The sequence below is a fragment of the Streptomyces deserti genome, from assembly GCF_054782695.1.
This window is the reverse complement of record NZ_BAAGRZ010000008.1, coordinates 1-12,474: the sequence shown is the minus strand read 5'-3', so window position 1 is coordinate 12,474 and position 12,474 is coordinate 1. Positions and strand designations below refer to the sequence as shown.

18 protein-coding genes are annotated in these 12,474 nt (G+C 70.4%); 11 read left to right on the top strand and 7 right to left on the bottom strand.

Features of this window, described 5'->3' with window-relative positions:
• Both ACYVMZ_RS16260 and ACYVMZ_RS16255 read right to left on the bottom strand, forming a co-directional pair.
• Window positions 1-744 carry a Clp protease N-terminal domain-containing protein gene (locus ACYVMZ_RS16260; protein WP_461080091.1) on the bottom strand — a complete coding sequence of 248 codons (744 nt, stop codon included), beginning with the start codon at window positions 742-744 and terminating at the stop codon, window positions 1-3.
• 58 nt (window positions 745-802) lie between these two features.
• Window positions 803-1,435, bottom strand: a complete 633-nt coding sequence (locus tag ACYVMZ_RS16255) for a LysE family translocator (protein WP_461080089.1) — start codon at window positions 1,433-1,435, stop codon at window positions 803-805.
• Between the two features lie 233 nt (window positions 1,436-1,668).
• Here ACYVMZ_RS16255 and ACYVMZ_RS16250 point away from each other — a divergent pair, with 233 nt between their 5' ends.
• Window positions 1,669-2,781 (top strand): DUF2786 domain-containing protein, encoded by a 1,113-nt coding sequence (locus tag ACYVMZ_RS16250; RefSeq protein ID WP_461080087.1) that lies wholly within the window; start codon window positions 1,669-1,671, stop codon window positions 2,779-2,781.
• Between the two features lie 8 nt (window positions 2,782-2,789).
• Here the strand turns inward: ACYVMZ_RS16250 and ACYVMZ_RS16245 are convergent, their stop codons facing one another.
• The 4 genes from ACYVMZ_RS16245 to rpmB form a co-directional block, all read right to left on the bottom strand.
• Complete coding sequence (locus ACYVMZ_RS16245; protein WP_461080085.1) at window positions 2,790-3,314, bottom strand: DUF4232 domain-containing protein; 525 nt, start codon at window positions 3,312-3,314, stop codon at window positions 2,790-2,792.
• 184 nt (window positions 3,315-3,498) lie between these two features.
• Window positions 3,499-4,035, bottom strand: a complete 537-nt coding sequence (locus tag ACYVMZ_RS16240) for a hypothetical protein (protein WP_461080083.1) — start codon at window positions 4,033-4,035, stop codon at window positions 3,499-3,501.
• 153 nt (window positions 4,036-4,188) lie between these two features.
• Window positions 4,189-4,494 carry a 30S ribosomal protein S14 gene (gene rpsN / locus ACYVMZ_RS16235; protein ID WP_461080081.1) on the bottom strand — a complete coding sequence of 102 codons (306 nt, stop codon included), beginning with the start codon at window positions 4,492-4,494 and terminating at the stop codon, window positions 4,189-4,191.
• Complete coding sequence (gene rpmB / locus ACYVMZ_RS16230; protein ID WP_461080079.1) at window positions 4,494-4,730, bottom strand: 50S ribosomal protein L28; 237 nt, start codon at window positions 4,728-4,730, stop codon at window positions 4,494-4,496. The genes rpsN and rpmB overlap by 1 nt, the downstream gene beginning before the upstream one ends.
• 62 nt (window positions 4,731-4,792) lie before the next feature.
• On the opposite strand from rpmB, the gene rpmG reads away from it, so the two are divergent.
• From rpmG to ACYVMZ_RS16205, 5 genes are all read left to right on the top strand, one after another.
• A complete protein-coding gene (gene rpmG / locus ACYVMZ_RS16225) occupies window positions 4,793-4,957 on the top strand; it encodes a 50S ribosomal protein L33 (protein WP_043685264.1) in 165 nt (54 codons plus the stop codon).
• 8 nt (window positions 4,958-4,965) lie between these two features.
• On the top strand, window positions 4,966-5,223 hold the full coding sequence (locus ACYVMZ_RS16220; RefSeq protein ID WP_461080076.1) for a type B 50S ribosomal protein L31: 258 nt from the start codon (window positions 4,966-4,968) through the stop codon (window positions 5,221-5,223).
• Between the two features lie 4 nt (window positions 5,224-5,227).
• Complete coding sequence (locus ACYVMZ_RS16215; RefSeq protein WP_461080074.1) at window positions 5,228-6,367, top strand: CobW family GTP-binding protein; 1,140 nt, start codon at window positions 5,228-5,230, stop codon at window positions 6,365-6,367.
• Between the two features lie 5 nt (window positions 6,368-6,372).
• Window positions 6,373-6,606, top strand: coding sequence for a 30S ribosomal protein S18 (gene rpsR, locus ACYVMZ_RS16210; RefSeq protein ID WP_461080072.1), 234 nt, complete (start codon window positions 6,373-6,375; stop codon window positions 6,604-6,606).
• A 420-nt stretch (window positions 6,607-7,026) separates the two neighbouring features.
• Window positions 7,027-7,272: a DUF397 domain-containing protein gene (locus ACYVMZ_RS16205; RefSeq protein ID WP_461080070.1), complete on the top strand. Its 246-nt coding sequence runs from the start codon at window positions 7,027-7,029 to the stop codon at window positions 7,270-7,272.
• 98 nt (window positions 7,273-7,370) lie between these two features.
• Here the strand turns inward: ACYVMZ_RS16205 and ACYVMZ_RS16200 are convergent, their stop codons facing one another.
• A complete protein-coding gene (locus ACYVMZ_RS16200; RefSeq protein ID WP_461080550.1) occupies window positions 7,371-7,871 on the bottom strand; it encodes an ATP-binding protein in 501 nt (166 codons plus the stop codon).
• A gap of 351 nt (window positions 7,872-8,222) precedes the next feature.
• Between ACYVMZ_RS16200 and ACYVMZ_RS16195 the strand changes: the two genes are divergently transcribed.
• The 5 genes from ACYVMZ_RS16195 to ACYVMZ_RS16175 form a co-directional block, all read left to right on the top strand.
• Window positions 8,223-9,047 (top strand): helix-turn-helix domain-containing protein, encoded by an 825-nt coding sequence (locus ACYVMZ_RS16195; RefSeq protein ID WP_461080548.1) that lies wholly within the window; start codon window positions 8,223-8,225, stop codon window positions 9,045-9,047.
• A gap of 118 nt (window positions 9,048-9,165) precedes the next feature.
• On the top strand, window positions 9,166-10,629 hold the full coding sequence (locus tag ACYVMZ_RS16190; RefSeq protein WP_461080068.1) for an aldehyde dehydrogenase family protein: 1,464 nt from the start codon (window positions 9,166-9,168) through the stop codon (window positions 10,627-10,629).
• A gap of 125 nt (window positions 10,630-10,754) precedes the next feature.
• The gene (locus ACYVMZ_RS16185; RefSeq protein ID WP_461080066.1) at window positions 10,755-11,303 is read left to right on the top strand and encodes a DinB family protein; all 549 of its coding nucleotides are present in this window, start codon (window positions 10,755-10,757) and stop codon (window positions 11,301-11,303) included.
• 25 nt (window positions 11,304-11,328) lie between these two features.
• Window positions 11,329-11,970, top strand: a complete 642-nt coding sequence (locus ACYVMZ_RS16180; RefSeq protein ID WP_461080064.1) for a PadR family transcriptional regulator — start codon at window positions 11,329-11,331, stop codon at window positions 11,968-11,970.
• Window positions 11,971-12,064: 94 nt separating this feature from the next.
• Window positions 12,065-12,474 (top strand): transposase family protein (locus ACYVMZ_RS16175; RefSeq protein WP_461080062.1); only part of this gene is annotated, 410 nt, incomplete at its 3' end.

Below are 12,474 nucleotides of genomic sequence, written 5' to 3'. Positions count from 1 at the left end.
TCAGTCCTGCTGCTTCTCCTCCCGCTCCTTCTCCTTCAGGAACTGGGCCAGCACCTCGGTCACGTACTCCTCCGTCCTCGCCTTGTCGATGCCGAGGCCGCTGAGGACGCCCGTGCCGTTCTCGTGCTCCAGCAGGGCGAGCAGGAGGTGCTCGGTGCCGATGTAGTTGTGGCCGAGGCGCAGTGCCTCGCGGAAGGTGAGTTCCAGGACCTTCTTGGCGGCCGGGCCGTACGGCACCAGCTCGGGGACCTCGTCGGCGGCCGGCGGCAGCGCGGCGGTCGCCGCCTCGCGGACCGCGTCGAGGGTGACGCCCTGCGCGGCGATCGCCTTCGCGGCGAGGCCCTCCCGCTCGGCCAGCAGGCCGAGGACCAGGTGCTCGGGCAGGCCCTCGGCGCTGCGGGCGCTCTTGGCCTCGTTGTGCGCGGCCATCACCGCGTTGCGGGCCCGCGGCGTGTAGCGGCTGAAGCCCTGGCTCGCGTCGAGGTCGGTGCCCTCCTTGGGCACGAAGCGCTTCTGCGCCGCCTGCCGGGTGACGCCCATCCGCTTGCCGATGTCCGTCCAGGACGCGCCGGAACGCCGGGCCTGGTCCACGAAGTGACCGATCAAGTGGTCGGCCACCTCGTCCAGGTGCTCGGCCGCGATCACCGCGTCCTGGAGCTGTTCGAGGGGCTCGGCGTGGGCCTTCTTGATCGCCTCGATGAGGTCGTCGAGTCGCACGGATGACTTGATGGTCGAGTTCGTCATGTGTCAACCGTAGGTTGCGCCCCCGCGAGTGTCAACCAAGAGTTGACAGTTGCTCGGGCTACTTCGGGGAGGCCACCACCAGTCGCACCGCCAGCCCCGTGAACACCGTCCCGGAAACGATGTTCAGCCACCGGTGCACCCGCGCACTGCGCCTGAGGAGGAGGGCCAGACGCCCCTCGAGCAGGCCGATGGCGCCGTCCCACAGGAAGCCCATCACCACCAGGGTGACGCCGAGCAGCAGAAGCTGGCCCTGGACGTGCCCCAGGGACGGATCCACGAACTGGGGCAGAAACGCCACGTTGAAGAGGATCACCTTGGGGTTGAGCAGGTTCGTGATCGTGCCCTGCCAGAAGGCCCGCCGCATTCCGGGGCCTGCGGCGGCGGTGCCCTCCCCGCCCGGCACCGACCGGTCGCGGAACGCCTTCACCGCCAGGTAGAGCAGATAGGCCGCCCCCGCCCAGCGCAGCGCGTGGTACAGCGTCGGCAGCGCCGTGAACAGCGCCGACAGGCCGAGCGCGGCGGCGACCGAGTGCACCAGCATGGCGCAGGCCACCCCGAAGGCCGCCATCACCCCGGCTGTGGGCCCGCCCCGGCCGCCCATCGCCACGATGAACATCATGTCGGGACCGGGAGTGATGCAGAGCGCGAAGGCGGCGACAAGGAACGCCGCGTACAGAGACATGTCCACCATGCGGCCATGCTCGAAGCGATGCCGGGCGGCGACGACCGAATTCCGGAGAGTGAGACGGCAGCGGCGGCACAGCACGGCGTACGCGCGCGTGGCGGCCTGTGCCGCACTGCATGGCCATCGCCGTAGGGCTCCGCACGGCGTACGCGCGCGTGGTGGCCTGCGCCGCACTGCATCGCCATCGCCGTAGGTTCCGCACCGCGTACGCGCGCGTGGCGCGTGACACCATCGGCCCCGTGAGTACGTCCTCCACCGTCGACCGCGCCTTCCAGGCCGCCCTGTACGACACCACCGACACGTCCCTCGACACCGGCGCGTCCCTGCTCGCGTCCGACCCCGCGGCCGACGCCGAACTGGCGCGGCGCGGCCAGGAGTTCGTGGCAACGGCCTGGCGGCGCGGCTGGCAGCCGGCGGACGTCGTACGGATCGTGCGGCGCGAGCTGGACGACGTCCACGTGCGCGTGGTGTCGGCGCTGATCCGCGCGCAGGCCGCGTACGACGGGCGGCGGGGGCCCCGCTGGCAGGCCCAGCTCGACGAGCTGACCACCGAACCCCCGCCCCGCACCGACCGCTTCTCGCACGCCACTGCCGTGCTGGAGCTGTACCGCCTGCTGCTGCGCCTGCCCGCGATCGAACCCCTCGACGAGCCATTCGACGAACCCTCCGCGAACCCCCGGCCCGAGTCCCGCATGCTCACCCGTATCCGCGCGCTGCTCGCCAAGGCGGAGGCGACCGGGTTCCCGGAGGAGGCGGAGGCGCTGAGCGCCAAGGCCCAGGAGCTGATGGCCCGGCACAGCATCGACGAGGCGCTGCTCGCCGCCCGGACGCCGTCGGCGCAGACGCCCGGCGCCTGCCGGATCGGTGTCGAACCGCCGTACGAGCAGGCCAAGGCGGTGCTGCTGGACGCGGTCGCCACCGCGAACCACTGCCGCGCGGTGTGGAACGAACCCCTCGCCTTCTCCACGGTCGTCGGCTTCGCATCCGACCTGGAAGCCGTCGAACTCCTCTACACGTCGCTCCTGGTCCAGGCCCAGGCGGCGATGACGAAGGCGGAGGCCGCTCAGCGCGCGGGCGGCCGCAGGCGCACCAAGGCCTTCCGGCAGTCCTTCCTCGCGGCCTACGCCCACCGCATCGGCACCCGCCTCCAGGCCGCCGCCGACACCCAGGTGAGCGACGACCTGCTCCCGGTCCTCGCCTCCCGCGAGGTCGCCGTCGCCGACCGCCTGGACCGCATGTTCCCCGAGACCACGACGACCCGGCTGCGCGGTGTGCGCGACGCGGCGGGCTGGACCGAGGGCGCGCAGGCGGCGGACCGCGCCGAGGTCAGAGCACGGCCGCCACTCGACTGACGTAACCGTCAGTCCCCCGCGGTCTGGAAGGCGCTCACCGAGGCGTCCGGCCGGCCCGCGTCGCCCTTGAGCGCGACATCGCCGTACGGCCACGCGAAGTCGTGTGTGGCGGTGGCGTCGGGCAGGGCGAACGTCACCGTCTTCACCGCCAGGCTCCGCTCGCCTCCCGCCGCGCCCCGGACGTAGGTGATCGTGAAGGACGCGGTGGCGTTCTCGGCGAGGGTCAGCCGCCGGGACTTCGCGGCCGGGTCCGCGGGGACGGTGGCCGAGGTGTCGCCGGCGACGAGGTCGACGCCGGGGGAGCCCTTCAGCAGGCACTGGGCGCCGCGGTTGGTGAGGGTGACGGTGACGTTGCCGGTGTCCCCGGCGGCCGGGGCGGCACCGGCCGCGACCTGCACGCCCATGTCGTCGATCGCGCAGGCCGAACTGCCCGCCGGTTCCTTGCTCTTGTTCTCCTCGCCGCCGTTGTCGCAGGCGGCGAGCAGGAGGGTCGCGGCGAGGGCGGCGGGGACGGCGAGGGGAAGGGCGCGCATGGGGCTCCTCTGGGGGTGACGTCGATGAGCGGGGCCGGTGCTCCCGGCGGGCGGGCCCGGCTCAAGGATCATCACGCATGAGGACGCGGCGCGATCGCCCGCCCCGCCCGTGACCCCACGAAGACAAAGGCCTACGAAGGCCCACGAAGCCCACGAAGACTGACCTACGAAGCCCTACGAAGCCCTACGACCCGAGACTCGCCGTCGGCAGCCCGGACGGCAGCTTGCCGCCCTCGGCCTTGGTGTACGTCTCCGCGCCGAGGCCACCCTCCCAGGTCACCTTGAGCGTGGTCCGGTTCACGGAGTCGACCACGCAGGCCGCCCGGTCCTTGCTGCCGTCCGTGCACTTCAGGCGGATCACCCGCATCCCGGCCTTCTCGCCCGCGGTACCGCTGCACACGGTCCCTCCGGTCGCGAAGAGCCCGGCCCGCTCGCCGGTGATCACCAGCGCCACCGCCTTGCCGCCGGTCGTGGCGAGCCAGCTGCCCTCCAGCGCCCCGGACGGGGACGCGGACGCTCCGGAGCCGCCGCCCGTACCGCCGCCGGGGCCGGAGCTCGCCGTGGCGGACGGGCTGGGACTGGCCGCGGAGTCGTCCCCGGTGTCGCCGTCGCCACCGCACGCGGTCAGTACGAGCGCACCCGCCACGACGGCTGCGGCCGCGCACCAGGTACGTGGGGGACCCGAGGGACGCGAGGCCCGCGACGAGATCACCGAAGTCACTGCAAGCCTCCGAGCGGCAGACGGACCGGAAGGACCGCAGCAAGCTATCAGGAGGCCTCAGGAGACCTCAGAAGACCTCAGCAGACCTCAGAAGGCTCATCAGCCACCGGACCACCACGCGCGCGTGCCCGCGGCCCCGTCGACAGTCCGCCCCTACCAGGACGACTTGCGCACGCCCGGCAGATACCCCGCGTGCGCCTGCTGCCGCAGACTCACCCGCGACAGCCCGAACGCCCGGAAGTAGCCGCGCGGCCGTCCGTCCACCTGGTCCCGGTTGCGCACGCGCGTGGCGCTCGCGTCGCGCGGCTGCCTGCGCAACTCGGCCTGCGCGGCGAGCCGTTCGGCCTCCGTCGAGGAGGGCCGCCGGATGATCTCCTTCAGCTCGGCCCGGCGTGCGGCGTACCGCGCGACGATCTCCTGACGCTTCTCGTTCTTCGCGATCTTGCTCTTCTTCGCCATCAGACCTTCACCCCCCGGGCGCGGATCCGGGCGACGGCCGCCTCGACGCCGATCGCGTCGACGGTCTTGATCCCCTTGGCGCTCAGCTTCAGCCGCACGTAGCGCCCCTCGCTCGGCAGCCAGTACCGCTTGCTCTGGATGTTGGGGTCGAAGCGGCGGGAGGTCCGCCGGTGCGAGTGGGAGATGGTGTTGCCGAATCCGGGCCGGGCCCCGGTCAGCATGCAGTGCGCGGACACAGGTGATGCACCTCTCTCGAAGCGGGTATGTAAATGGAATTCATTTTCAGTAAGATACCAGCATGGCACGCAACGAACTCCGCCCGGTCATCAAACTCCGGTCCACCGCCGGAACGGGCTACACGTACGTCACCCGCAAGAACCGCCGCAACGACCCCGACCGCCTGACCCTGCGCAAGTACGACCCGGTCGTCGCCCGCCACGTCGACTTCCGAGAGGAGCGCTGACCACCGCCATGCGCAAGGGAATCCACCCGGACTACGGTCCCGTCGTCTTCCGCGACCGCGCCGCGAACTACGCCTTCCTCACCCGCTCGACGCTCGCCGGCGTGCCGACGGACAAGACGATCGAGTGGGAGGACGGCAACACCTACCCGGTCGTCGACGTCGAGATCTCCGACGTGAGCCACCCCTTCTACACCGGCACGGCTCGTGTCCTGGACACGGCGGGGCGCGTGGAGCGCTTCGAGCGCCGCTACGGAAAGCGGAGCTAGCACCGTGGCAGAGTTCTCCGGGCTCCCCGTCGTGATCGTCGGCGGCCTGCACGCCGACGCCCGCAAGGCGGCCGTCGAGCGGCTGCTCGCCGAGGTGCCGGACAGCGTCGTCCTCCACCACGACCTGGCGACGGCCACCGCGGGCACGGTCGTACGAACCATCCGGGACGCCACCGGCGTCATCGACGCCGGCGAGGCACCCCTCGTCAACGACTGCGCCTGCTGCGCCCTGCGCGAGGACCTGGTGCCGGAACTGGACCGGATCCGGGACGCGGGCGGCACAGGACTCGCGATCGTCGAGCTGTGGGACTCGGTCGAGCCCAAGGCGATGGCCGAGGTCATCACGGCCGGCGGGCACACGGTCACCGGCGTGATCACCGCCGTCGACCCGGCCCTCGTCCTGCCCTGCCTCGGCAACGGTGACGACCTCGCCGAGGGCGGCCTCGCCGCGGCCCCCACCGACCAGCGCACGGTCGCCGACACCTTCGCGCGCCAGCTGGAGTACGCCCCCGTCCTCGCCGTCACCGACTCCCCGGAGGCCGACGACGAGGACCGCGAGCTGCTCGCCCAGCTGCATCCGACGGCCCGCCAGGTCCTGATCGGCCACGGTGACCTGGCGGGCGCCGCACTCGTCGGCTTCGACGTGGAGGCGGCCGCGGCGGCCCAGCACCCGGCCTGCGCCCTGCTCCCCGCCGAGGCCGACGCACACGGTGTCTCCACCCTCGTCTGGCGCCAGCACCGCCCCTTCCACCCGGAGCGGCTCTACCAGGCCCTCGAGGACCTGACCTGCGCCGCCGCCCGCAGCCGGGGCCGGTTCTGGCTCGCCGACAAGCCCGACACGCTGTTCCACTGGGACGCGGCGGGCGGAGCCCTGTGCGTGGAGAGCGCGGGCCCGTGGCTCGCCTCGCTCCCCGACGCGGCCTGGGAGATGGTCCCGCCGGTGCGCCGCGCGGCCGCCGCGCTGGACTGGCACCCCGAGCACGGCGACCGCTGCCAGCACCTCGTCTTCACGTCCCCCGGCCTGGATCGCGACGGACTCGAACGACTCCTCGAGTCCTGCCTGCTGACCGATGCCGAGTACGCCGCCGGGCGCGACGCCTGGCAGCGGCTGCCACACGCCTTCGACGCCCTCCTGGAGGTCTGACCCCCATGCCCCGCAAGACCGACCGCAAGCCTGCGAAGCACCGCCCCAACCCGCTGGACCAGGCCGGGATCACGTACATCGACTACAAGGACACCGATCTGCTGCGGAAGTTCATCTCCGACCGCGGCAAGATCCGCAGCCGCAGGGTCACCCGCGTGACGTCCCAGCAGCAGCGCCAGCTGGCCAAGGCCATCAAGAACGCCCGGGAGATGGCACTCCTGCCGTACTCCAGCCGCTGAGAATTTTTCACGGGCCGCTGCGCCGAGCCGGGTGCCCAGCCGCCCGGCGCCGGTGCTGAGGCGGGGTGGGTCGCGCAACCCGGTGCTGCCGGGTGCGGCCGCGCCCACCCTCCCCCAGGCTCTCAACGCTCTCTGCTTCGCTCGAGCAGGGGAGACCAGCCAGGCGCCTGCGCGCAGCCCGCCCGGCACAACTTCGCCGACGCCCCTGGAACGACTTCGCCTACAACCCCGTCCAACAGTCAGGAGGGCTCGGTAAAGCGGACGTCAAAGTTGCAACCAAAGCTGTAACCACAGGACCACCCCGCGTGCACGTGCATCTGCCCATGCATCTGCACATGAACACAGCTATGATCCGGGTCAGTTGACCACTGCATCTGCATCAATGGCCACACCAGCCAGTGCACCACCGGGGAGCGACCTGTGGACCACGACGTGTACTACAACGGCATGGCGGCCACGAAGCTGCACGGTGTCGCCTGGCAGAAGAGCCGGCACAGCAACTCGCAGGGCTCCTGCGTGGAGTTCGCCCGCCTGCCCGGGGGAGACGTGGCCGTGCGCAACTCCCGCTTCCCCGACGGCCCCGCGCTCGTCTACACGCGTGCGGAGATCGAGGCCATGCTGCTCGGCGTCAAGGACGGCGAGTTCGACCACCTGATCGCGGGCTGATGCCCGTCAGGGCAAACCAGCACAAGCTGCCTTGAACCAACGCGACCCACCCGCTGTAACGCGCGTAGAACCGCGGCGCGAAGAAGCGCCGCGGTACCTCACTCCGTGTTGCGCGGCAGCCGGAACAGCGCCCAGACCACCTTCCCGCTGAGCGCCCCCGCCAGCGGATGCCAGCCCCAGCTGTCGCTGAAGGAGTCGACGAGGAACAGCCCCCGGCCCGACTCGGCCGAGAAGTCGTCCGAGTCGCGGGCGACCGGGCTGTCATGACTGGGATCGCGCACCGCGCACACCAGCCGCTCGGTCCAGCGCATCAGATGCAGCCGCACGGGCGGTTCCTGCTCCGTCCCGCGCGCGGCGCCCGCCGGCAGCGCGTGCCGCAGGGCGTTGGTGACCAGTTCGGAGACCACGAGGCACACGTCGTCGAAGCGGTCGCCCAGGTCCCACTGGTCGAGCGTCCTGCGCGTGAACTGCCGTGCCTCACGCACGGCTTCGTAGCGAGAGGGCAGAGCGCAGGATGCGGCGTCGGACACGGCCGCGGGATCCAGCGGCGGAAGGCCCTGCCGTAAAGGCTCGAGCATGGTCGATCCATTCGTCCCCATGCGAGGCACTCCCGGGAGTTCGCGGCCGAAGCGATGCGGTGGTGCGGGGACCATGGTTTCGGATGCGTACAGCAGATGCAAGGGCAGATGCACGTGCAGGTGACCGAAATGGACCTGCCCGTACCGCTTCTTGGTCAATTTTTCCGTCATCTTCGCGGGCTGTTCTCGCCGTTCTCTTCCCCCTTCCTTGTCCGCCCCGTCCCGCAGCAGGGCGGATCCGCTGTCCGAATTCCGTTTCCGTAACCGGACGAGTACTGCTCGAAGTGTTTTAGTGGCAGACTTCGGCCCCTGGAGACGTTGGGGAGGCTGGCGAACGTGAGCGCGGGAGAGCCGGGATCGGTGGTGCGGCGCATGCTGCTCGGATCACAACTCAGGCGACTGCGTGAGGCGCGGGGGATCACGCGCGAGGCGGCGGGGTACTCGATCCGCGCCTCGGAGTCGAAGATCAGCCGGATGGAGTTGGGCCGGGTGAGCTTCAAAACCAGGGACGTAGAGGACCTGCTGACGCTGTACGGCATCACGGACGAGCAGGAGCGCGCCTCCCTGCTCTCCCTCGCCAAGGAGGCCAACGTCGCGGGCTGGTGGCACAGTTACTCGGACGTGCTGCCCAGCTGGTTCCCGACGTACGTCGGCCTGGAGGGCGCGGCCTCGCTGATCCGGGCGTACGAAGTGCAGTTCGTGCACGGCCTGTTGCAGACCGAGGAGTACGCCCGGGCGGTCGTCAGGCGCGGCATGAAGGGCGCGAGCGAGGCCGACGTCGAAAAGCGCGTGGCGCTGCGCCTGGAGCGGCAGAAATACCTGGTCTCCGAGAACGCGCCCGAGTTCCACGTCATCCTCGACGAGGCCGCCCTGCGCCGCCCGTACGGCGACCGCGAGGTGATGCGCGGCCAGCTCCAGCACCTGATCGAGATCTCCGAGCGGCCCAACGTCCGGCTGCAGGTCATGCCGTTCAGCTTCGGCGGCCACTCCGGCGAAAGCGGCGCGTTCACGATCCTCAGCTTCCCGGAGTCCGACCTGTCGGACGTCGTGTACCTGGAGCAGCTCACCAGCGCCCTGTATCTCGACAAGGCCGAGGACGTCGCCCAGTACGAGAAGGCGCTGAAGGAGCTCCAGCAGGACAGTCCGGGCCCGTCCGAGAGCCGGGACCTTCTCCGAGGACTCCTTCAACTCTCTTGAAACACAAGTAGGATGACGTGTGATCAGACCGTGAAGTTGATCAGGTGCCTGTGTCGACTGCCACGGCTTGGACCGCCACGGCTCGACCTGCTCCGGCAGCGAGGGATTGAGGGATCACATGTCGTCGTCCTACTTCACCGACCTGGCTCAGCAGTACATCGACGGTGAGTGGCGCCCGGGCACCGGCTCCTGGGACATCATCGACTTCAACCCGTACGACAACGAGAAGCTGGCGTCGATCACCATAGCCACGGTCGACGAGGTGGATCAGGCCTACCAGGCCGCCGCCCGCGCCCAGCGGCAGTGGGCCGGCACCAACCCCTACGCCCGGCGCGCCGTCTTCGAGAAGGCGCTGCACCTGATCGAGGACCGCGAGGCGGAGATCTCCGAGGCGATCATCGCCGAGCTCGGCGGCACGCGCCTGAAGGCCGCCTTCGAGCTGCACCTCGCCAAGGAGTTCCTGCGCGAGGCGATCCACCTGTCGCTGGCCCCCGAGGGCCGGATCATCCCCTCGCCGGTGGACGGCAAGGAGAACCGCGTCTACCGCGTCCCGGTCGGTGTCGTGGGCGTCATCAGCCCCTTCAACTTCCCCTTCCTGCTGTCGATCAAGTCGGTCGCCCCGGCGCTCGCGCTCGGCAACGCCGTCGTCCTCAAGCCGCACCAGAACACGCCGATCGTCGGCGGCTCCCTGGTCGGGAAGATCTTCGAGGACGCGGGGCTTCCGGCCGGCCTGCTGAACGTCGTCATCACCGACATAGCCGAGATAGGCGACGCCTTCCTGGAGCACCCCATCCCGAAGGTCATCTCCTTCACCGGCTCCGACCAGGTCGGCCGCCACGTCGCCACCGTCTGCGCCGCCCACTTCAAGCGCTCGGTGCTCGAACTGGGCGGCAACAGCGCCCTGGTGGTCCTCGACGACGCCGACATCGACTACGCGGTCGACGCCGCCGTCTTCAGCCGCTACGTCCATCAGGGCCAGGTCTGCATGGCCGCCAACCGCGTTCTGGTGGACCGTTCGATCGCCGCGGAGTTCACCGAGAAGTTCGTCGCCAAGGTCAGGACCCTCAAGACCGGCGACCCGCGCGACCCGGAGACCATCATCGGCCCGGTCATCAACTCCTCGCAGGCGGACGCGGTGTCGGGCGTGGTCGAGCAGGCGCTCGCCGAGGGCGCGACGGCCCTGGTGCGCGGCGGCAGGACCGACAACCTCGTCGAGCCGTCCGTCCTGACGGACGTCCCCGCCGACTCGGCCCTGTTGAGGCAGGAGGTCTTCGGCCCGGTCGCCTTCCTCATCCCGTTCGACGGCGAGGAGGAGGCCGTACGCATCGTCAACGACACCCCGTACGGCCTGAGCGGCGCCGTCCACACCGGGAACATCGAGCGCGGCGTGCACTTCGCCAAGCGGATCGACACCGGCATGTTCCACGTGAACGACGGCACCGTGCACGACGAGCCGATCGTCCCCTTCGGCGGCGAGAAGCACTCGGGCATTGGCCGCCTGAACGGCGACACGATGCTGGACTCCTTCACCACGCTGAAGTGGATCTCGGTGCAGCACGGCCGGAGCGGCTTCCCGTTCTAGCCCTCCCGACTTTCGTGAAACTCCCCGGGCCCTTGCGGACAGAACTTGACCGCAAGGGCCCGTAGCTTCGTCGGTGCCAGAGCTCCTCAGGACGAGGAGCCGGTTCCCACGAAAGGCGGCCGGTCATGGTCACTCACGTTCCCGCGGAAGCACCCGGCGACGAGCGCGGCGCGCTGCTCTCCTTCCTCGCCGAGCAGCGCGGCGGCATCCGGCGCGCGGTGCTCGGCCTGACGGACGAGCAGGCGAGCTCCCGGCCCAGCGCCAGCGAGCTCACCCTGGCCGGGCTGGTCAAGCACGTCGCCGAGGTCGAGCAGGGCTGGATCGCCCGTGCCAAGGGCGAGGAGCCGGCCGTTCGCCGGGACGAGTCGAACTGGCACGAGTGTTTCCGGCTCGTCGAGGGGGAGACCGTCGAGTCGCAGCTGGCGTACTGGGACAAGGTCGCCGCCGAAACGGAGGCGTTCATCCGCTCGGTACCCAGCCTCGACGACACCTTCGCGCTGCCCGACCAGCCCTGGTTCCCGCCGGAGGGCCGCGTCTCCCTGCGCTGGCTGGTCCTGCACCTGATCCGCGAGACGGCCCGGCACGCCGGCCACGCCGACATCGTCCGCGAGTCCCTGGACGGCAGGACGGCCTTCGAGCTGGTGGCCATGGAGCAGGGCACGTCCTGGGGGTGACCTCCCGGGTTCTACGCTGGAGCGCATGTCAGCGATCCGTCTCCTCGTGCTCGGCGCGGTCCGCATGCACGGGCGGGCCCACGGCTACCAGGTGCGGGGCGACCTGGAGTACTGGGGCGCGCACGAGTGGTCCCACGCCAAGCCAGGTTCGATCTACCACGCCCTGAAGCAGATGGCCAAGCAGGGGCTGCTGCACGCGCACGAGACCGCCCCGTCCACGGTGGGCGGTCCGCCGCGCACGGAGTACGAGATCACCGAGAAGGGCACCGAGGAGTACTTCGCGCTGCTGCGCGACGCGCTGACCACGTACGACCAGCGGGGCGACGTGAAGACGGCGGCGATCGGCTTCATCGTCGACCTGCCGAGGGCCGAGGCGGTGTCGCTGCTGAAGGAGCGGACCCGGCGGATCGAGGAGTGGCGGTCCTCCGTCCTCGCGCACTACGTGCCCGAGGACGGACCCGAACAGCTCGGCCACATCGGCGAGATCATGAACATGTGGATCCACACGGCCGACTCCGAGGCCGAGTGGACCAGCGGCCTGATCGAGCGGATCGAGGGCGGCGCCTACACCTTCGCCGACGAGGGCGAGCCGTTCGTGGGCGTCCTGCCCGAGGGCCAGGAGAACCCGTACGCGACGGGGGAGCGGCACCCCGAGGACGACCGCTGATCGGATCCGCCACGCACATCCATCAGCAGGGCCCTAGACGAGTAGTTCCGATTGTGGGCTTCACGGACGCAGGGAGGGTGTCCAACATCGGGTTGTGACGACCGAGTTAGACACCCTCTTGACCGCACTGTACGTGCACGTCGATGACCATCTGAAGACCCCGCGCTGGCGCGGCCGACCGCCCCGGCTGACCGATGCGGAACTGGTCACCCTGGCCGTGGCCCAGGCGATGCTGGGCTTCCACTGCGAAGCCCGCTGGCTGCGCTTCGCCCACGCCCACCTTCACGGACTGTTCCCCTACCTGCCCCAGCGCCCGGCCTACAACAAACGCCTGCGGGCCGCACTACCCCTGGTCAAACGGGCTATCCGATCGCTGTCGGCGGACACCGACCTGTGGCTGGACAACCTGTGGATCGTGGACTCCACCCCTGTGGAGTGCGCCCGCTCCCGGGAGACCGTCAAGCGCTCCGACCTGGCCGGCTGGGCGAACTACGGCTACTGCCG